This window comes from Leisingera sp. JC1 (genome assembly GCF_001679925.1).
In the GTDB taxonomy this organism is placed as follows: Bacteria; Pseudomonadota; Alphaproteobacteria; order Rhodobacterales; family Rhodobacteraceae; genus Leisingera.
Genome location: NZ_LYUZ01000136.1, coordinates 109,185 through 126,862, shown reverse-complemented (window position 1 = coordinate 126,862; position 17,678 = coordinate 109,185). Strand labels below are relative to the sequence as shown.

Here is a 17,678-nt window from a genome sequence, read left to right as displayed (position 1 = left end):
CTCACATGAAAATCGGCTGCCCCACCGAAATCAAACCGCAGGAATTCCGCGTCGGCATGACCCCGGACGCCGCCCGCGAGGCCGTCCTGCGCGGCCACGAGGTTGTCATCCAGCAAGGCGCCGGCATGGGCGCAGGCTTCACCGACGAGGACTATGTCTCCGCCGGTGCCGTGATCCTGGACACCGCCGAGGAAATCTTTGCCACCGCCGACATGATCGTCAAGGTGAAGGAGCCGCAGGCGGTTGAGCGTAAGATGCTGCGCGAAAACCAGCTGCTGTTCACCTACCTGCACCTGGCACCCGATCCGGAGCAGACCAAGGACCTGCTGGAAAGCGGTTGTACAGCAATTGCTTACGAGACCGTCACCGACGACCGCGGCGGCCTGCCGCTGCTGGCGCCGATGTCGGAAGTGGCTGGCCGCCTGGCACCCCAGGTCGGCAGCTGGACCCTGCAGAAGGCCAATGGCGGCCGCGGCGTGCTGATGGGCGGCGTGCCCGGTGTGGCCCCGGCCAAGGTGGTGGTGATCGGCGGCGGCGTCGTCGGCACCCACGCAGCCAAGATCGCGGCCGGCATGGGCGCGGATGTCACCATCCTCGACCGCTCGCTGACCCGCCTGAAGTATCTGGACGACGTCTTCGGCCGCACCTTCAAGAACCAGTACTCCACCGCCGGCGCCACCGCTGAGCTGGTGCGCGAGGCTGACATGGTGATCGGCGCGGTTCTGGTCCCTGGTGCCGCAGCGCCGAAACTGGTGTCCCGCGCACAGCTGTCCGAGATGAAGCCGGGCGCAGTGCTGGTGGACGTCGCCATCGACCAGGGCGGCTGCTTCGAGACCTCCAAGGCAACTACCCACGCCGACCCGATCTATGAAGTCGACGGCATCATGCACTACTGCGTCGCCAACATGCCGGGCGCCGTGGCGCGCACCTCAACCCAGGCCCTGGGCAACGCGACCCTGCCCTTCATGCTGAACCTGGCCAACAAAGGCTGGCGCCAGGCCTGCGAGGACGACCCGCACCTGCTGAACGGCCTGAACGTGCACGCAGGCCAGCTGACCTATTACGCCGTGGGCGAGGCCCTGGGCCTGGACGTGCTGTCGCCGAAACTGGCGCTGAAGCAGTAAGCCCGCGCCAACGGACAGTGAGAACAGACAGAAAGCCCCGCCAGTCCGGCGGGGCTTTTTGCTGACCCGGTTTGCGCAAGAACCGGATCGACCTGACCGGCGGAAGCGGCCTTTCTGGAACCTCTCAATGAGGTTTCCCGAATGCTCCAGACCACTGCTGCCCTGATCGTATTCCTGTTCCCGCTCGCCTACAGCCCCGGCCCCGGCAACCTGTTCTTTGCCGCCAATGCCGCGCGTTTCGGCTTTGCAGCCACGGTTCCGGCCAACGCGGGGTATCACCTGGCAACCTGGGTCGTGACGGCGGCAATCGGGCTTGGCTTCGTCACCGCCATGGACCAGGCGCCGCAGCTGTTTGCAGCACTCAAGACCGCAGGGTCCCTCTATGTGCTGTGGCTCGCCTGGAAACTGGTCCGGGCCGGAGCGCTGGAAGGCGCGCAGCAGGCACGGGCGGCCAGTTTCACAGATGGCGCAGTTCTGCTGGTGCTGAACCCCAAGGCCTATGTGATCATCGCGCTGATGTTCTCGCAATTCCTGGCCCCGGCAGAGGCACCGCGCCTGTGGCCGGTGCTGCTGATTACGACCATCTTCACCCTCAACAACCTTCTGGCCTTCTCGGCCTGGGCGCTGGCTGGCGGCAGCATTGCCAAGCTCTTCCAGACACCGGGCGGCGCACGTTGGCTGAACCTTCTGTTTGGTGCCGTGCTGGCCGCGGTCGCGATCTGGATGCTGCTGACCTGAGGCATGCGGCGTGTGATCCGCCCCCGGCCCCGCCTCTGGCATGCTGTTACCGTCCTCATATTCCCCGTTTACAGAGGGAAGCGCCGCTCCTAGCCTGAAGCGCATAACAACGCGACAGGGATGGAAAGGAAACGGGCATGCTGGACGAATTCAAGGCCTTCATTGCCAAGGGCAATGTGATGGACATGGCGGTGGGGATCATCATCGGTGCCGCCTTCACCGCAATCGTGAAATCGATGGTCGATGATCTGATCAACCCGCTCATCGGCCTGTTCACCGGCGGTGTGGATTTCACCAACAACTTCGTTGTCCTGGGCGGCGATGGCGCCAGCTACAGCTCGCTGGAGGCCGCGCGCGAGGCCGGTGCCTCGGTCTTTGCCTATGGCTCCTTCCTGATGGCGGTGCTGAACTTCCTGATCATCGCCTGGGTGGTGTTCCTGCTGGTCAAATCCGTGAACCGCGCCCGCGACGCGATGGAACGGCAGGAGGACGCCCCGGCAGAGGAAGCACCCGCAGGCCCGACAGAGCTTGACGTGCTGCTGGAAATCCGCGACTCGCTGAAAAAATAGCGCCGGAGCGCCGGCACCAAGGAATTGCAGAGGGGCGGGTTACCGCTCCTCTGCGCGTTTGAAAGGGATAACAACGCAATGGAACAATTGATCGAACAGGCCGGCGCGCTGTGGCCGCTTGCAGTGGCAGGCGTCAAGGCGCTGGTGGTGCTGACCCTGGGCTGGATCGCCACCGGCTGGATCAGCGGCGCGGTGCGCAGCCGCATCAACAAGACGCCGCAGATCGACCCGACACTGGGGAATTTCGCCGCCAGCATGATCCGCTGGGTGCTGCTGGCAGTGGTGCTGGTCGCGATCCTCGGCATCTTCGGCATTCAGGCCACCAGCCTGGTTGCGATGCTGGGCGCTGCCACCCTGGCGATCGGCCTGGCGCTGCAGGGCACCCTCAGCGATCTGGCCGCAGGCTTCATGCTGATCCTGTTCCGCCCCTACAAGATCGGCCAGTATGTCGACATCGGCGGCACCAAGGGCACGGTGAAGGACGTGAACCTGTTCGTGACTGAGCTGGCCACCCCTGACAATGTGCAGATCATCGTTCCCAACGGCCAGGCCTGGGGCTCGGTCATCACCAACTTCTCGCATCATGCCACCCGCCGCGTCGACATGGTGTTCGGCATCGACTACAGCGACAGCGCCGATGCCGCCAAGGCGATCATCCTGGCAGAGGCCAACGCGGATGCGCGGGTGATGCAGGATCCGGAGCCCTGGGTGCGGGTCACCAATCTGGGCGACAGCTCCGTCGATCTGACCGCGCGGGTCTGGTGCAAGGCCGAGGATTACTGGGAAGTGAAATTTGCCCTCACCCAGGGTGTGAAAGAGGCCTTTGACGCCAAGGGCATCTCCATCCCCTATCCGCATTCGGTGGAAATCAAAAAGGCGGGCTGAGACTCTCCCGCCCGTCTTTGGCCCCTGCCGGGGCCGCATCCCGTTGGGCCTGGCGCCCCGCCTTTGGCGGGGCGTTTGCATGCGGCGGGACCCGGACGCCTACTGCTGCCGCGCGCCCTTTAAAGCCCGCAAAGCAGCATTGCGCGCTCTTACCGCGCGGGCGCGCTCCTGCACTCTGTTTTCCGGTTTGGCCGGCGGCCAGCCCGCCAGAACGGTGACGCCGTCCTCATCCGCAAACGCCCACTGCGCCGCGATCAGCTGGTAGTTCTTCACCTCCCAGCCGGACGGGTCGGGCTGAAACCGGAACCGCCAGGTGCCGCGGACCCTCACCGGCAGCCGCAGCTGGCGTATGCTGTTCATCGCCTGATGACCGTTTATGGCCGCGCGCACTCCCGCAGCCCGCAGCTTTTTCATCCGCACGACCAGGTTGGCGGCCTCCCGGAGCCGCCGGCCGGCAAACACCACCTCGATCTCTGCATCAGGCTGCACGATCCCTTTGACCACAAGATCGCCGCGGTTGTTGCGGCTGAAAACCGGCACCAGCTCCACCACCACATCACGCACCTCGCGCTTGAACAGGCCCGCGTCCTCGATCAGCGGGGTGACTTGCACTGGAGGGCGGCGGCGGTTGATCATTCGGTTGTCCCAAACACCGCCCTCCGGAAAGCGCGGTGCCTATGTTGTAGTCCTTTGTCGCCCTCAACCTAGTCCAGGGGCGTTAAAGAAGCGTTGCATGGCGTTGCGCACCGAAAATGCATCAGCCCCGGAAAGTGCGCCGCAAAACATTGAAACAATGGAATGTTTGCAGCTTCAACCGCTGACAGCCCGCTTCATGACCAGCGTCGGGCTGCCCCTGTACAGCGCCTCGCCCGCGGGTGCATAGCCCAGTTTGAGCGCCACCTTGTGCGATACTTTGTGGGAGGGATCGAAAATGCAGGCAGTTTCCGCCCAATCCGTCATCTCTGCTGCCCAATCGTGAATCCGGCCGACCGCCTCGGTTGCGATCCCCTGCCCATGCACCTCCGGCGCCAGCACCCAGCCCGCTTCCGGCACCCCAGCAAGCGGCGGCTCCATACCGCGCTGGTAGTCGGCAAAACCCACCTCACCGATGAACCGGCCGCTTTCGCGCAAGGTGACGGCCCAATAGCCTTAGCCCAATGCCTGCCAATGGCCGATGTAACGCAGCAGCCGGGCCCAGCTTTCTTCTGGAGCGGACGGCGTGCCGGAGATGAAACGCACCACCTCCGGCTCGGCCCAGAGCGCCGCCACGGCCTCGAAATCCTGCACCCGGTGCGGGCGCAGGATCAGCCGCTCTGTTTCAAGCGTTGGAGCGGTCATGCAGGCAGCTTGCCAGTCAGCACATAGGTCAGGATCTCGACCACCTGGCGCGGCTCCTCCGCCACCGCCAGCGCGGCAGCATGGACCTCTTTCAGCGCGTGCTGATGCTCCGGCGGGCTGAGAACGATGATCGACTTGCCCAGCGCCGCGGCATAGCCTGCGTCAAAGGCCGCGTTCCACTGCTTGTACTTGTCGCCAAAGCGCACAACCACGACGTCGGCATCCGCAATGCCTTTGCGGGTGCGGATCGCATTCACCATCGCACCCTTGTGGTCGTGCCAGTACTTGTTGTCCTCAGCGCCCAGCACCGCCACGCCGCAATCGTCGCTGGCGTCGTGATCCGTCACCGGGGCGCTGAAGCTCACCTCCAGCCCCTTTGCGCCTTCGACAATCTGTTCCCGCCAGTCGGTGTGGATCTCGCCTGAGAGATAAACTTTCAATGCCACGTCTTGTCCTTTCCTGCGCCAGCTTCCGGGGCCGCGGCCAGGGCGGCCATGACCTCGTCATCACTGGTTTGCGTAAAATCCCTGTAATGCGCGCCAACCGCCCAGAACTCCCTGGGGCTCAGCAAACAGACCAGAGTATCCACCAAGGGACGCAGTTCGTCCACCGCTTCCGGCGGCGCGACAGGAACTGCCAGGATGACCTGCGCAGGCTTGCGCTCCTGCAACCAGAAGTGCGCCGCCATGAAGGTCGCGCCGGTGGCAATCCCGTCGTCCACCACAATCACTGTGCGCCCTTCCAGCACGATCGGGTCGCGTCCTTGCAGATAGCGGGCGCGGCGGGCCGCGTTCTCTTCCCGCGCCTGGGCGACCTGGGCGGCAAAATCCTCCGGCCTCATGCCAGTGGCCTTCAGCAGTGCGCCGTTGAAAATGGGATTGCTGCCCTCGGCAAAGGCGCCAGCGGCCAACTCCGGGTTGGAGGGCATGCCGATCTTGCGGATCAGGATCAGGTCCATGGGCGCGTGCAAGGCTTGGGCAATCGGCAGGGCGACAGGCGCACCGCCCCGCGGCAGCGCCAGCACCACAGGGTCCGTCATCGGCAGTTCAGCCAGTTTCTTGGCCAGCTGAAGCCCGGCGGAAATCCGGTCTTCAAACATCTCAGCCTCCACCCCGTTACCTAGCGCGGAAGCTGCAAAGGCAAACCTCAGCGCCGCCGCGCCACTAGGTAGCGCCCGGGTGTGTCGGCCGGGTAGTTGCCGGTCTCAATGATCTCGAACCCTGCCTTCTGCACAGCCGCCTCCAGCCTGCGGATGTCGATGAAATCCACAAAGCTGGGCGCCTTGCCTGCCAGCCGCATCAGCGGAATGGCGGCCGAGAACACCCAGTACTTCCAGCTGCCCCGCATCTCGCCCAAACAGGGGGTCTTGGAGATGAACAGCCCGCCGGGCTTCACACGTGCCGCGACACCGTCCAGAACCTCCGCCAGGTCCGGCAGCAGATGAAGCAGGTTATGCGCCAGCACTGCATCAAACGGCCCCTCCGGCGACTGCCCGGCACTGCAGCATTGAAACTCCACGTTGCCGGCACCTGCGTCCCAGGCCCGCTTGCGGCCAACGTCCAGCATGGCCTCCGCCAGATCGGTTGCGACGATTTTGGAGACACCGCGCGCCAGCTCAATGGCGGTGGAGCCGGTGCCGCAGCCCAGTTCCAGCACGGTATCATCCGTCTTGAGATAGGACCGGGTCCGCTCCAGCGCATAGCGGTAGGCGTCTTCGTCGCGGATTTTGGATTCGGCGTATTTGGGGGCAATCTTGTTCCAAAAGCGGGCGTCGGCAGTCATGGCACATCTCCTTGGGCCCCCGCACCCTACCTATGCAGGAACCACGGATAAATTGCCGAAATCCGCAGGGTTGTTATACGTATTTGCATGATGAGCCCTGACTGGAACCACATCCGCGCCTTTCTTGCTACCGCTGAAACTGGCTCGCTCTCGGCAGCGGCACGCAAGCTGGGCCTTACCCAGCCGACGCTCTCGCGCCAGGTTGCAGCGCTGGAGGAGGAGCTGGGCGTGCTGCTGTTCGAACGGCTGGGCCGTGCTCTGGCGCTGACCGAAGCAGGGCGGGAACTGCTGGCGCACAGCCGCAGGATGGGCGAGGCGGCTGACGGGCTGGCGCTTGCCGCGACCGGCCAGGCCCAGACAATCGAAGGGCTGGTCCGCATCACCGCCAGCGATGGCATCTCGGCCCATATCCTGCCCGGAGTGCTGGAGCGGCTGCGCCAGCACGCGCCGCGGCTGCGGATCGAGATTGTCGCGGCGGACGACATCCGCGACCTGCAGCGGCGGGAGGCAGATATCGCCGTCCGCCATGTCCGCCCGGAACAGCCGGAACTGATTGCCCGCAAGATGCAGGACACCACTGCCCGCTTCTATGCCGCCCGCAGCTATCTGGAACGCCGCGGCACCCCGCGCAGCCGCGCCGACCTCAGCACCCATGATTTCGTGTCTTTCGGCGACATTCCCCAATTCCTCAGCTACTTGGAGCCGCTCGGCATCCGGCTGAGCGAAGAGAACTTCCCCGTCGGCTCCACCAGCGGCCTCGCGGCCTGGAAACTGGTGCGGCAGGGCTTCGGCATCGTTCCGATGCTGGACGCCATCGCCCGCAAGAGCCCCGATGTGGAGCCGCTGGACCTGGAAGACCTGCCAACGCTGGAGTTCCCGTTGTGGCTGGCCACCCACCGCGAGTTGCACACCAGCCGCCGCATCCGTCTGGTGTTCGACCTTCTGGCCGACTATCTGACCGGGCTCAAGATGCGGTTCTGAACCGCCGCCGCAAAGGAAAAGGGCGGCCCCGGAACCGGAAGCCGCCCAAAAGTTTTTCGCAAAACTTTTGCCAAGGCTTTTTCTCAAAAGCCTTGGGCAAGCCGTCACCCGCGCAGGGTGCCGCCAGTTGCCTTGGTCACCTTGGCGATGATTTTCTCGCTCACCGCCTCGATGTCCTTTTCCTTCAGCGTCTGATCGCTGGGCTGCAGCCGCACGGTGATCGCCAGCGACTTCTTGCCCTCACCCAGGCTGCCGCCGATGAACTCGTCAAAGACGCGCACATCCTCGATCAGCGCCTTGTCGGCGCCGGCAGCAGCGTTAACCAGGGTCAGCGCTTCGACGCTGTCGTCGACGACAAAGGCAAAGTCCCGCTCCACCGCTTGCAGATCGCTGATTGCCAGCGCCGGTCGGGTGGCAGAGGACTTACGCGGCATCGGAATCTCATCCGGGAAGATGGTGAAGGCAACAGCTGCGCCCTTGATGCCCATCTGCTTCAGCACCTTGGGGTGCAGCTCACCAAAGACGCCAAGGGTCTTCTTCGGCCCCAGGCAGATGCGGCCATGGCGGCCCGGGTGCCACCAGGCGGCTCCTTCGCGCAGCACCTGTACTTTGGCCGGCGCGCCGATCGCGGCCAGCACCGCCTCAATGTCGGCCTTGGCATCATAGAGATCCACTGCGCGCGAGGCGCCGTGCACGTCTTTGGGACCAGTGCGGCCCACCAGCAGGCCGGCGATCTGGTTGACCTGCTCGCCTGGCTCGCCGCCGGTGAAGGCAGGGCCAGCCTCGAACAGCGCCAGATCCATGAAGCCGCGCGCCTGGTTGCGGGCCGCAGCCTGCAGCAGGCCTGCCAGCAGGTCCGGACGCATATGCGACATCTCGGAAGAGATCGGGTTGGCCAGCATGGTGGCATCATCGCCGCCGCCGAACAGCGCAGCAGAGGCCTTGTCGATGAAGCTGTAGCTGACAACTTCGTTATAGCCGAGGCTGGCGCAGGTGCGGCGCGCCATCTGCTGGCGGCGCTGCTGCGGGGTCATCACCGGCTTCGGGATGCCGTCGGTCAGCCGCGGCAGGGGCTTGCCCACCAGCTTGGTCAGCGAAGCAATCCGCGCGACTTCTTCCACCAGGTCGGCCTCGCCCTGCACGTCCGGGCGCCAGCTGGGCACATGCGCCATGCTGCCCTCCAGACGGAAGCCCAGGCGGGTCAGGGTCTGGCGCTGGTCGCTTTCCGGGATCTCCATTCCCACCAGCGATTGCACCCGGTCGGCGTCCAGTTTGTAGGCGCGGGAATGATCCGGCACGTCGCCCGCGATCACCACCTCCGACGGCTCGCCGCCGCACAGGTCCAGGATCATCTGGGTCGCCCGGTGCAGCCCCTCGATGGTGTATTCCGGATCGACGCCGCGCTCAAAACGGTAGCGCGCGTCGGAGTTGATCTTGAGCGCCCGGCCCGCCATGGCGATCTGCACGTGATCCCAGAACGCGCTCTCCAGGAACACATCCACGGTTTCCTCGGTGCAGCCGGTCTCCTCGCCGCCCATGATGCCGCCGATGCTTTCGGGACCGTTGGCATCGGAAATCACCATCTGGCCCGCGCCAAAGGTGTATTCCTTCTCATCCAGCGCCTTCAGCATCTCGCCGCCAGCCGCGCGGTGGACGCGCAGGTCGCCGGACACCTTTGCGGCATCAAACACATGCAGCGGGCGGTTCTGGTCGAAGGTGAAGAAGTTGGTGATGTCCACCAGCGCCGAAATCGGGCGCAGGCCGATCGCCTTCAGCCGGTCCTGCAGCCACTGCGGGCTGGGGCCGTTCTTCACGCCCTTGATCACCCGGCCCGCAAACAGCGGGCAGCCGTCCAGCGTATCCGCGTCGATTGTGACCTTGACCGGGCTTGCGAAATCACCCGGGATCGCCTCATACGCGCGGGTCTTCAGGGTGCCCAGACCGCGCGCCGCCAGATCGCGGGCGATGCCGTAAACGCCCAGCGCATCGGGACGGTTCGGCGTGATCGCGATCTCGATGACCGGATCGACCTTGGCCGGATCGTTCTCCGCCAGCCAGTCCACGAACTTGTCACCGACCGCGCCGGACGGCAGCTCGATAATGCCGTCATGCTCTTCCGACAGCTCCAGCTCGCGCTCGGAGGCCATCATGCCGAAGCTTTCCACGCCGCGGATCTTTCCGACGCCGATGGTGATGTCGAGGCCGGGGATATACATGCCCGGTTTGCAGACAACCACGGTAATGCCTTCGCGGGCATTCGGTGCGCCGCAGATGATCTGCATCTCGCCCTCGTCGGTGTCCACCTTGCAGACCCGCAGCTTATCGGCATCCGGGTGCTTCTCAGCGTGTTTCACATAGCCGAGGGTAAAATCCTTCAGCGCGTCCGCCGGATTGACGACCTCTTCGACCTCAAGACCCAGATCGGTCAGGGCATCAGTGATCTCTTCCACCGAGGCGTCGGTGTCGAGGTGGTCTTTCAGCCAGGAAAGCGTGAATTTCATCGGTCGGGGACCCCTTGGCAGACATGCGTGTTTGACCTGAGGCAATGGCAAAGAATGCGCCAAGGTTCAAGGGTTCTGCGCCCCCGCGCTCAAGGATAGCTGGGAGTGAGGTTCAAAAGCTCATCCAATTGCCGCCCGATCCAGCCATGCGGGATGAAATGGCCGCCCGGATGGGTGTCCAGCACCACTTGGCCGCCAGCGCAGCCCGCCCAGACCGTGCGGTCCAGCTTCAGGAACTCCACCACTTGCCACTGCCCCAGCGCCCGCGCCGCACCGCAGCCCAGCCGCGCCCGCCACAGCGCCACCGGATAGGTCCGCTCGCCGCCGGGGCCATAGGGGAAATCCATCACCGCATCCTTCAGCCCGTGCACATGGCGCACCTCGCGCGGGGCCTCAGGGCAGGTCTCGCTTTGCTGGATGGTTCCGGCCACCGCCAGAAGGGCTGCCACATCATCGCCGCTGTGGCAGACATAGCGCCAGGCCATGGCTGAGCCATAGGAATATCCGGAAACATAAATGCGATCGGGGTCAACAGGGTAGCGTTTGGCGACGTCTGCCAGCACCCGGTCGGCAAACCCCACATCTTCCGTGCCAGCAGACCAGAAATCCCATGTCTTGTTGCGCCCGTTCGGCGTCACCAGCAGCACGCCGCGGCGCTTGGCAGAGACCCCCACCCGGTTGCTGTGCTGCGCGTGGCGCCCGGTGCGGGACCAGCCGTGGAAATGCAGCAGCACCGGCATAGGTGAGACCCCATCCCAGCCCTCCGGCTCCATCACGTGATAGGAGCGGTCACCCAGTTCGCAGGGCGTTTCGCCAAGGCATTCAGCGGGTTTTGACGGCCCCATGGCGGCAGCGGCAGTGGCCCACAAAAGGGCGGCGGACAGGGAAAGGACTGCTCGGATCATACGGGTGAGCCTAGCCACCACGCGGCGGTTGTCACGTCACAAGTTTGTGGGGAAGTGTGCCAAGCCGCGCCACCGCCTGACCGCGAGGAGGCGATCCAACGGCAGTGTGTGGCAGTTTATCCCTGCCCAATCCGTACGGCGTCTAACCGTTGCGCTCGGCTCACAAAATCGCCTGCCTGTGCGGGCGGTCTCTCGTGCATTGCACAGCAATGCACTGCCGACAGGCGATTGCTGGCAATCGCCGAGAGACATGCGATGGCGCGGCGGCCTGAGGCCTTGTTTCCGCGCTGGGGACTGTACCACCAAGGGCGGCGCCCGGCCCGGCGGGGAGGGAAGCGAAGCGCCCGCCCCGTGGGGGGCGGGACGGGCGCTGCCCGGCCTCACGGCCGAGCGGAAGGTCTGCAATTTGGGAGGTTTACCTAGACAACCCGCCATGCAGCGCCGGCATGTCCAGGCTCTGGAAGCCGTAGTGGCGCAGCCAGCGCAGGTCGCTGTCGAAGAAGGCGCGCAGATCCGGGATGCCGTATTTCAGCATCGCCAGACGGTCGATGCCGATGCCAAAGGCAAAGCCCTGATAGATCTCCGGATCGATGCCGCCCGCGGCGATCACCTTGGGGTGCACCATGCCGGAGCCGAGGATTTCCATCCAGTCGTCGCCCTCGCCGATCTTCAGCGTGCCGCCTTCCCAGGAACAGCGGATATCCACCTCTGCCGACGGCTCGGTGAAGGGGAAATGCGAGGCGCGGAAGCGCAGCTCGACATCGTCCACCTCGAAGAAGGATTTGACGAATTCCTCCAGCACCCACTTGAGGTTCGCCATCGAGATGTCCTTGTCCAGCGCCAGGCCTTCGACCTGGTGGAACATCGGCGTGTGGGTCTGGTCGTAATCGGCGCGGTAGACGCCGCCCGGGCAGATGATGCGCAGCGGCGCGCCCATCTTCTCCATCGAGCGGATCTGGACAGGCGAGGTGTGGGTGCGCAGCACATGCGGCGGGCGGTCGTCGCCTTCGGCGCGGTGCATATAGAACGTGTCCATTTCGGCCCGCGCCGGGTGGTGGCCTGGGATGTTCAGCGCATCGAAGTTGTACCAGTCGGTGTCGATCCGCGGGCCTTCGGCGACGGAGAAGCCCAGCTCGGCAAAGATCGCGGTGATCTCTTCCTGCACCTGGCTGATCGGATGCAGGCTGCCCTGGCGGGCGGGGCGCGACGGCAGGGTCACGTCCAGCCATTCGGTGCGCAGGCGCTCATCCAGAGCGGCATCTTCCAGGCCCGCCTTTTTGGCCGCCAGGGCTGAGTTGATCTCATCTTTCAGCGCGTTCAGCGCGGGGCCAGCCACCTGGCGCTCTTCCGGGGTCATCTTGCCCAGCTCGCGCATCTTCAGCGCCACTTCGCCCTTCTTGCCGACAGCGGCAAGGCGGATCGCCTCCAGCGCCGCCTCGTCGGCGGCCTCTGCAATCTGACCCAGGTATTTGGCTTTAAGATCGTCCATCACGGCCCCTCGAATTCTGCTTGTGCCCTGCTACCACAAGGGCGCGCGAAAGCAAGAGGGCGGGGACCGATGGCAGGCGGGTGTGTCATACCGCTCCATCGCCAGCCGGGGTGTCAGCTGCGCGGCGGTGTAAACCGCTTGCGGTACGCGCTGGGGGACAGGCCGACTGCCCGCTGGAACAGTTTGCGGAAGGCAGAAACATCCAGATAGCCCGCCGCCATCGCAATGGTTTCGATACTGGCAGCGGATAGCTCCAGCTGCTCCCGCGCCTTGGCGATACGCAGCTGTTGCAGATACTGCGAGGGCGCCAGGCTGGTGGCAGCCTGGAACCGGCGCAGAAAAGTGCGCTCCTCCAGCCCGGCAGCGGCCGCCATCTGCGGCACCGTCACCGCTTGGTGAAACCGCGCTTGCAGCCAATGCTGGGCCTTCAGCACTGCAGCATCGCCATGGGTCAGGCTGGGGGCAAACAGGTTGTAGTAGCTTTGCTCGCGCACGCCCGGGTCGATCAGGAAGAACCGCGCGGTCTCCAGCATCACCGCAGGCCCCATGAAGCGCGCAATCAGCCGCAGCCCCAGATCGGTCCAAGCCATCAGCCCGCCCGCGGTAATCACATCGCCGTCGTCGATCAGCAGCCGCTCCGCCTGCACCCGAACTTGCGGATAGGCTTGTGCAAAACCCTCTGCCAGCGCCCAATGGGTGGTGGCAGGGCGTCCGTCCAGCACCCCGGCTGCGGCCAGCGGAAAGGCGCCCGCGCAGACCGAGCAGGCCAGCGCCCCGCCGCTGTGCTGCTGCCGCACCCAGCGGGCAACGCCCTGCAGCTCAACTCCGGCCGGCCCCTCCCCAAGACTGGGCGGCAGGATTACGGCATCGAACGGGTCCCGGGCGGAGAAATCCTCCACCATCCGGGTGTTGAACCGGCGCGCCTGGACCTGCAGCCCGCCGCCCGCTGCCTCCAGCAGGTCGCGCAGCCCCAGCAGCGCAGCCTGCTGAGCCCCCGGATAGGCCACAAGGCCGACGCGTATCTGATCATCTCCTGCCATTTGTCCGATCTTGCCCGCTTTATGTCATTTTCGCCAGTCACCCGATGGCGCAGCCCGGACCTATACCGGAGCGGCAACCGCAAAGGAGTGGCAAATGACAAAATCCGCACTGATCCTGATCGACATCCAGAACGACTATTTCCCCGGCGGCAAATGGGAACTGCACGGGATGGAAGCCTCCGCTGCCAATGCCCGCCGCCTGCTGGACCACGCCCGTGCCAAAGGCAGTTTGGTGGTGCATGTGCGCCACGAGAATGAACGCCCGGACGCGCTGTTCTTTGCCGCCGGCACCACTGGCGCGGAGTTTCACCCGTCGATCCGCCCCGCAGCAGATGAGCCCATCGTGGTCAAACACAGGGTAAATGCCTTCCTCGATACCGGCCTGAAGCAACTGCTGGACGAAAACGGCATCACCGGCGTGACGCTCGCCGGCAGCATGAGCCACATGTGCATTGATGCGGCAGCCAGAGCCGCTTCCGATTTCGGCTTTGAAGTTACGGTGATCGAGGATGCCTGCTCCACCAGCCGCAGCCTGGAATACAATGGAGTCACTGTTCCGGCGGAACAGACACACGGGGCCTTCATGGCCGCGCTCAGCTTTGCCTACGCTTCGGTCACCGGTACAGACGCCTATCTGTCAAACTGATCAATTGCCTGGAGCCCCTGCGGTTCCGGGCATACTGCACCTGAAATCATGCCCGTATTGTGATACACTCCCGCCGTCCCAGTCAGCAGCAACCGGAGGAGACAGCCATGGCACATGTGGATTGGTATATCGAAGGCCGCAGCTTCGGGAACTGCAACTGCAACTACGGCTGCCCCTGCCAGTTCGAAGACCTGCCGACCCATGGGAATTGCACCGGGTTCGAGGTGATCCACATCGACAAGGGCCATTTCGGTGAAACAGACCTGACTGGCACAAGGTCCGCCCTGCTCTACGCCTGGCCGGGCCCGATCTTTGAAGGCAAGGGCGCGTTGCAGGCAATCATCGATGACCGCGCCACCGAGGCCCAGCGCGCAGCGCTGGAAACCGTGCTTCTAGGCGGCGAAACTGATGAGGAAGCCACCCACTGGTGGGTGTTCCGCGCCATGTGCGACACCGTGCACGAGACGCTGACCAAGCGGATCGACTATGAGGTGGACATCGGCAACCGCACCGCCAAACTGGATATCGAAGGCCTGGTCACCTCCACCGGCCGCCCGATCCAGGCACCCCATGGCGGCGGCGAGCACCGGGTCCAGATCGGGATCCCTGGCGGCATTGAGTTCACCCTGGCCGAGATCGGCAGCGCCTCCACCAAATCCGATGCGGCGATCAAGCTGGACCTGGACGACAGCTATGGCCAATGGGCCATCATCCGCCATGGCCCGCACGGGATCGCCGCCTGAGGTTCGGCCTAGGAGTTCAGGCAGGCGGTAAACACCGCGTGCTTTTCCTTGGTGAAAACTCCGCCGGGCTGTATGCCCGCGGCCTCTTCCGGCGTCATAAACTTATAAAGATCGCCCTGGATGCCCGCCTTCTTCCAGCAGGTTTCGATCTGCGCCTTGGTAATGCCCGCAGACGCGGCCTGTGGTCTGGCGACGACCATTTCGCTGTCCGTGCTGCTTTGACAGCCAGCCAGCAACACAGCACCGGCGGCGCACAAAAACCCAAATTTCATAAGTCTTATCCTGCTCTTTTTTGCTAACGCGGGCGCAACTTAGACTAAAGTACGGGCGGGTCAACACAGTAGAAGTCCAGCCCTGCCTTCTGCATTGCCTTTGCCGCATTCCCGGCCGGAACAGCAAAAAATGCTCCATTCGGCCTGTGCAACCCGCCTGAACCCAACAGGAGACACACCATGCAAACCTATTCAGGCAGCTGCCATTGCGGCACTGTCCGCTTTTCCTTCCGCGCGCCGGACATCACCAGCGCGATGCAATGCGACTGCTCCATCTGCATCCGCAAAACCGCTTATCTGACCCCGTTCAAGGTACCAAAGGAGGAAATGGCGATCACTGCAACCGATGGCGCGCTGAAGTCCTACAGGTTCGGCACCATGGCGGCGAACCATCATTTTTGCGGCATCTGCGGTATCCACACCTTTGTGGAGCCGCGCCTGTCACCCGGCACTTTCCGCGTCAACCTCGGCTGCGTCGAAGGGCTGAATGCCTTGCATCTGCCGTCTGAGATATTTGATGGCAAAAGCCTCTGAACCTCAGCCCTTGCCGCCCTCCTCCGGCTGCTTCTTCCAGCGCTTCTGGTTGAACGGGTAGAGGAATTGCCGCCAATAGCCATTGGGCACCGTATCGCCGGCCACGCCATACTTCGACGGCCAGGCCTCTTCCGGCAGGTGATGGGTGCCGAACAGCCAGTCATAGAGCGGAAAATGCGAGGCATAGTTGATGTCGATCGCTGCCCGCTCGCTTCCATGATGCCAGTGGTGATAGCGCGGGGTGACCAGGAACCGCTCCATGAAGCCCAGCTTCCAGCCGATATTGGCGTGGATGAAGCTGGAGTAGAAGTAGACGATCAGCAGATAGCCCTGGATCGCCTCCGGCTGGAACCCCAACGTGAACATCGGCACCGCCGTCAGCCCGCGCAGCACCGCGATCTCGATGAAATGCATCCGCGCGCCGGCCAGCCAGTCCATCTTCTTGGCGGAGTGGTGGATCGCATGGAAATGCCACAGCGCCGGAAAGGTGTGAAAGGCGCGGTGCACCCAGTACTGGACGAAATCGGTTGCCGCCATGATGATCAGCACCTGCACCGCAAAGGGCAGATTGGTGATGTGGGTGCGGATCCCCTCCAGATCAACCCCGGTGTTCACATAGTTCGCGGGCGCCATGGTCAGGAAGGTCAGCACCTGCACCAGCATGGAACTGACCAGGTAATAGAACATGTCCTCGCGCCATTCGGTGCGGAACACGGTCTGCTCGCGCCGCGCCGGAAAGAACCGCTCCAGCGGCACAAACAGGAACCCCACCAGCAGCACGTTCACGACGAAATAGTCGAGCCCGAAATAGAGGCTCTGCGGTACCTCGCCGGCGTGCTGCGGCTGCGCCGTGGCCATCAGCGAGGCAACAACCGACAACCCCAGCGCCGCCCAGCCCAGGCTTTTCTGGCGGCTCAGGATCAGGCTCAGCAGCGACAGCGCATAGCCTGCCAGCAGCACAAACCGCAGAAAGGCGGTGACATAGCCGCTGGAATGCACAAAGGCGGTCTGCGGATAGGATAACGTCTCAGGGTACCAGCGCAGCAGCACCAGCAGCAGGCCTGTGACGGCTGCCAGCAGCGCCATGGAGCCCGACAGCCAGCCGCTGCCCAGCGGCCGCGCCTCGCGCGGGGTTTCCAGTTGCGCGATCACATCCCGGATGAATTTCATGCTGGCCTCTCCCCCGAACCTCCGGGCAATCTCTCACAACCGGCCACGGTATTCGATTATGGAATTCAATAACAAAGCCGCCATCCGGCAGGACAGCGGCTGTGCGGCTATTCCCGTGGCGGCAGTCAGTTGGTCAGCTTTACCGCGGTACCGCTGGCATTCCGGCAGCCCCAGCTGAACGGGCAGACACCAATTTCACCAATTTCCGTATTGATGACTGCATCGGCACCGAGTTTCGCCGCCTCGATCCGTAGCTTTTGCTCTGCCTGAGCAACAGTGGGAGCAGGGTGGAAGGCGGTTGGTTTGCCCACCGACGTTTTAACCGCCCCGAGAACTTGGAAATTGCCGCCATTGACAGTCGCGCCGCGCTCGAGGGCGATCTGGTCCACCGGGGTCACCGCAGTCTGTGCGGCCGCTTGCGTCTGCTTGTCCAACTGCGCCGGATAGCTGAATTCATCGGCGCATGCGGTCAGTGCCAGCAGCGGCAGTACAAGGATAGTTTTCTTCATTATTTTCTCCGCGGTAACATGCTGATTGGCCCGTCTTGGAAACAGGCCCGCAACAGGCAGTAATCCGGCACTTTCCCGCGATACAAGTGCCGGGCGGCACAACCGCAAGCGCGGCGCTTGCACGTGGCGGTAAAGCAACGGGCCCGGCGCCCGTTCAAACCACCCGCTTCATCATGCCCTGCAAGGACTGGCGGCTGGCGTAGCCCAGCCTTTGCGCCACCTGCTCCATCTTTTCACCGCGCGCCTCGGCCCGCAGCGCAATCTGGCAGCGCAGCCGGTCGCGCCAGTGCCCGAAGCTGAGACCGGTTTCCTGCTGGAAACGGCGGGTGAAACTGCGGCGGGTCTGCGATGCACTGATGGACAGCCCCGGCAGCGGTCAGGCGATTGACCATTGGGCGGCACTGGCGGGGATGAGGCGCCCCAGGTTCACCCCCCCGTTCCCGCAGGGAACC

The 17,678-nt window shown here is 64.1% G+C and carries 20 protein-coding genes and 1 pseudogene; 8 read left to right on the top strand and 13 right to left on the bottom strand.

Translation table 11 applies throughout. From position 1 onward, the window contains the following. Nucleotides 1–5 precede the first annotated feature (5 nt). From ald to A9D60_RS22535, 4 genes are all read left to right on the top strand, one after another. Nucleotides 6–1,124, top strand: coding sequence for an alanine dehydrogenase (ald, locus tag A9D60_RS22550; RefSeq protein ID WP_065269663.1), 1,119 nt, complete (start codon nt 6–8; stop codon nt 1,122–1,124). A 141-nt stretch (nt 1,125–1,265) separates the two neighbouring features. After that, entirely contained in the window at nt 1,266–1,862 is a 597-nt protein-coding gene (locus A9D60_RS22545; protein ID WP_065269662.1) for a LysE family translocator, read from the top strand. 137 nt (nt 1,863–1,999) lie between these two features. After that, nucleotides 2,000–2,431 (top strand): large conductance mechanosensitive channel protein MscL, encoded by a 432-nt coding sequence (gene mscL, locus A9D60_RS22540; protein WP_065269661.1) that lies wholly within the window; start codon nt 2,000–2,002, stop codon nt 2,429–2,431. A gap of 78 nt (nt 2,432–2,509) precedes the next feature. Continuing rightward, nucleotides 2,510–3,316 (top strand): mechanosensitive ion channel family protein, encoded by an 807-nt coding sequence (locus A9D60_RS22535; RefSeq protein ID WP_065269660.1) that lies wholly within the window; start codon nt 2,510–2,512, stop codon nt 3,314–3,316. A 99-nt stretch (nt 3,317–3,415) separates the two neighbouring features. On the opposite strand, the gene A9D60_RS22530 is transcribed toward A9D60_RS22535, so the two are convergent. From A9D60_RS22530 to A9D60_RS22510, 5 genes and pseudogenes are all read right to left on the bottom strand, one after another. Further along, nucleotides 3,416–3,952: a hypothetical protein gene (locus A9D60_RS22530; RefSeq protein WP_065269659.1), complete on the bottom strand. Its 537-nt coding sequence runs from the start codon at nt 3,950–3,952 to the stop codon at nt 3,416–3,418. A 174-nt stretch (nt 3,953–4,126) separates the two neighbouring features. Continuing rightward, nucleotides 4,127–4,654, bottom strand: a pseudogene (locus A9D60_RS22525) (GNAT family N-acetyltransferase). Further along, nucleotides 4,651–5,100: a YtoQ family protein gene (locus A9D60_RS22520; RefSeq protein WP_065269658.1), complete on the bottom strand. Its 450-nt coding sequence runs from the start codon at nt 5,098–5,100 to the stop codon at nt 4,651–4,653. The pseudogene A9D60_RS22525 and the gene A9D60_RS22520 overlap by 4 nt, the downstream one beginning before the upstream one ends. Then, a complete protein-coding gene (locus A9D60_RS22515) occupies nt 5,091–5,753 on the bottom strand; it encodes a phosphoribosyltransferase (protein ID WP_065269657.1) in 663 nt (220 codons plus the stop codon). Before A9D60_RS22515 ends, A9D60_RS22520 begins: the two co-directional genes overlap by 10 nt. A 47-nt stretch (nt 5,754–5,800) precedes the next feature. Beyond that, nucleotides 5,801–6,436 (bottom strand): class I SAM-dependent methyltransferase, encoded by a 636-nt coding sequence (locus A9D60_RS22510; RefSeq protein ID WP_065269656.1) that lies wholly within the window; start codon nt 6,434–6,436, stop codon nt 5,801–5,803. A gap of 87 nt (nt 6,437–6,523) precedes the next feature. On the opposite strand from A9D60_RS22510, the gene A9D60_RS22505 reads away from it, so the two are divergent. Continuing rightward, nucleotides 6,524–7,417 carry a LysR family transcriptional regulator gene (locus tag A9D60_RS22505; protein ID WP_065269655.1) on the top strand — a complete coding sequence of 298 codons (894 nt, stop codon included), beginning with the start codon at nt 6,524–6,526 and terminating at the stop codon, nt 7,415–7,417. A 104-nt stretch (nt 7,418–7,521) separates the two neighbouring features. Here the strand turns inward: A9D60_RS22505 and pheT are convergent, their stop codons facing one another. The 4 genes from pheT to A9D60_RS22485 all read right to left on the bottom strand — a co-directional run bounded on the left by pheT (nt 7,522) and on the right by A9D60_RS22485 (nt 13,352). After that, the gene (gene pheT, locus A9D60_RS22500) at nt 7,522–9,918 is read right to left on the bottom strand and encodes a phenylalanine--tRNA ligase subunit beta (RefSeq protein WP_065269654.1); all 2,397 of its coding nucleotides are present in this window, start codon (nt 9,916–9,918) and stop codon (nt 7,522–7,524) included. A gap of 89 nt (nt 9,919–10,007) precedes the next feature. Next, nucleotides 10,008–10,823 (bottom strand): alpha/beta hydrolase family esterase, encoded by an 816-nt coding sequence (locus A9D60_RS22495; protein WP_065269653.1) that lies wholly within the window; start codon nt 10,821–10,823, stop codon nt 10,008–10,010. A gap of 415 nt (nt 10,824–11,238) precedes the next feature. Then, the gene (gene pheS, locus A9D60_RS22490) at nt 11,239–12,312 is read right to left on the bottom strand and encodes a phenylalanine--tRNA ligase subunit alpha (protein ID WP_065269652.1); all 1,074 of its coding nucleotides are present in this window, start codon (nt 12,310–12,312) and stop codon (nt 11,239–11,241) included. Between the two features lie 113 nt (nt 12,313–12,425). Next, on the bottom strand, nt 12,426–13,352 hold the full coding sequence (locus tag A9D60_RS22485) for a GlxA family transcriptional regulator (RefSeq protein ID WP_065269651.1): 927 nt from the start codon (nt 13,350–13,352) through the stop codon (nt 12,426–12,428). 94 nt (nt 13,353–13,446) lie between these two features. Here A9D60_RS22485 and A9D60_RS22480 point away from each other — a divergent pair, with 94 nt between their 5' ends. Both A9D60_RS22480 and A9D60_RS22475 read left to right on the top strand, forming a co-directional pair. Further along, nucleotides 13,447–13,998: a cysteine hydrolase family protein gene (locus A9D60_RS22480; RefSeq protein ID WP_065269650.1), complete on the top strand. Its 552-nt coding sequence runs from the start codon at nt 13,447–13,449 to the stop codon at nt 13,996–13,998. Between the two features lie 107 nt (nt 13,999–14,105). Continuing rightward, nucleotides 14,106–14,741 carry a DUF1326 domain-containing protein gene (locus tag A9D60_RS22475; protein ID WP_065269649.1) on the top strand — a complete coding sequence of 212 codons (636 nt, stop codon included), beginning with the start codon at nt 14,106–14,108 and terminating at the stop codon, nt 14,739–14,741. 8 nt (nt 14,742–14,749) lie between these two features. Here the strand turns inward: A9D60_RS22475 and A9D60_RS22470 are convergent, their stop codons facing one another. Further along, nucleotides 14,750–15,013, bottom strand: a complete 264-nt coding sequence (locus A9D60_RS22470; RefSeq protein ID WP_065269648.1) for a 50S ribosomal protein L20 — start codon at nt 15,011–15,013, stop codon at nt 14,750–14,752. A 180-nt stretch (nt 15,014–15,193) separates the two neighbouring features. Here A9D60_RS22470 and A9D60_RS22465 point away from each other — a divergent pair, with 180 nt between their 5' ends. Further along, nucleotides 15,194–15,547, top strand: coding sequence for a GFA family protein (locus A9D60_RS22465; protein WP_065269647.1), 354 nt, complete (start codon nt 15,194–15,196; stop codon nt 15,545–15,547). A 3-nt stretch (nt 15,548–15,550) separates the two neighbouring features. Here A9D60_RS22465 and A9D60_RS22460 read toward each other — a convergent pair whose 3' ends face one another. The 3 genes from A9D60_RS22460 to A9D60_RS25750 all read right to left on the bottom strand — a co-directional run bounded on the left by A9D60_RS22460 (nt 15,551) and on the right by A9D60_RS25750 (nt 17,584). Beyond that, complete coding sequence (locus A9D60_RS22460; RefSeq protein WP_065269646.1) at nt 15,551–16,717, bottom strand: sterol desaturase family protein; 1,167 nt, start codon at nt 16,715–16,717, stop codon at nt 15,551–15,553. Nucleotides 16,718–16,842: 125 nt separating this feature from the next. Then, nucleotides 16,843–17,226: a hypothetical protein gene (locus tag A9D60_RS22455; protein ID WP_083194320.1), complete on the bottom strand. Its 384-nt coding sequence runs from the start codon at nt 17,224–17,226 to the stop codon at nt 16,843–16,845. A 154-nt stretch (nt 17,227–17,380) separates the two neighbouring features. Continuing rightward, entirely contained in the window at nt 17,381–17,584 is a 204-nt protein-coding gene (locus A9D60_RS25750; RefSeq protein ID WP_254656776.1) for a helix-turn-helix domain-containing protein, read from the bottom strand. Nucleotides 17,585–17,678: the final 94 nt, after the last annotated feature.

Excerpts from the sequence above, each read along its gene's own strand:
- A9D60_RS22535 (WP_065269660.1), top strand. The coding sequence starts at position 2,510 with ATGGAACAATTGATCGAACAGGCCGGCGCGCTGTGGCCGCTTGCAGTG.
- A9D60_RS22465 (WP_065269647.1), top strand. The coding sequence starts at position 15,194 with ATGCAAACCTATTCAGGCAGCTGCCATTGCGGCACTGTCCGCTTTTCC.
- ald (WP_065269663.1), top strand. The coding sequence starts at position 6 with ATGAAAATCGGCTGCCCCACCGAAATCAAACCGCAGGAATTCCGCGTC.
- A9D60_RS22470 (WP_065269648.1), bottom strand. The coding sequence starts at position 15,013 with ATGAAATTTGGGTTTTTGTGCGCCGCCGGTGCTGTGTTGCTGGCTGGC.
- A9D60_RS22495 (WP_065269653.1), bottom strand. The coding sequence starts at position 10,823 with ATGATCCGAGCAGTCCTTTCCCTGTCCGCCGCCCTTTTGTGGGCCACT.
- A9D60_RS22505 (WP_065269655.1), top strand. The coding sequence starts at position 6,524 with ATGATGAGCCCTGACTGGAACCACATCCGCGCCTTTCTTGCTACCGCT.
- pheT (WP_065269654.1), bottom strand. The coding sequence starts at position 9,918 with ATGAAATTCACGCTTTCCTGGCTGAAAGACCACCTCGACACCGACGCC.
- A9D60_RS22455 (WP_083194320.1), bottom strand. The coding sequence starts at position 17,226 with ATGAAGAAAACTATCCTTGTACTGCCGCTGCTGGCACTGACCGCATGC.
- A9D60_RS22460 (WP_065269646.1), bottom strand. The coding sequence starts at position 16,717 with ATGAAATTCATCCGGGATGTGATCGCGCAACTGGAAACCCCGCGCGAG.
- A9D60_RS22510 (WP_065269656.1), bottom strand. The coding sequence starts at position 6,436 with ATGACTGCCGACGCCCGCTTTTGGAACAAGATTGCCCCCAAATACGCC.
- A9D60_RS22480 (WP_065269650.1), top strand. The coding sequence starts at position 13,447 with ATGACAAAATCCGCACTGATCCTGATCGACATCCAGAACGACTATTTC.
- A9D60_RS22485 (WP_065269651.1), bottom strand. The coding sequence starts at position 13,352 with ATGGCAGGAGATGATCAGATACGCGTCGGCCTTGTGGCCTATCCGGGG.
- A9D60_RS22515 (WP_065269657.1), bottom strand. The coding sequence starts at position 5,753 with ATGTTTGAAGACCGGATTTCCGCCGGGCTTCAGCTGGCCAAGAAACTG.
- pheS (WP_065269652.1), bottom strand. The coding sequence starts at position 12,312 with ATGGACGATCTTAAAGCCAAATACCTGGGTCAGATTGCAGAGGCCGCC.
- mscL (WP_065269661.1), top strand. The coding sequence starts at position 2,000 with ATGCTGGACGAATTCAAGGCCTTCATTGCCAAGGGCAATGTGATGGAC.
- A9D60_RS22475 (WP_065269649.1), top strand. The coding sequence starts at position 14,106 with ATGGCACATGTGGATTGGTATATCGAAGGCCGCAGCTTCGGGAACTGC.
- A9D60_RS22530 (WP_065269659.1), bottom strand. The coding sequence starts at position 3,952 with ATGATCAACCGCCGCCGCCCTCCAGTGCAAGTCACCCCGCTGATCGAG.
- A9D60_RS22545 (WP_065269662.1), top strand. The coding sequence starts at position 1,266 with ATGCTCCAGACCACTGCTGCCCTGATCGTATTCCTGTTCCCGCTCGCC.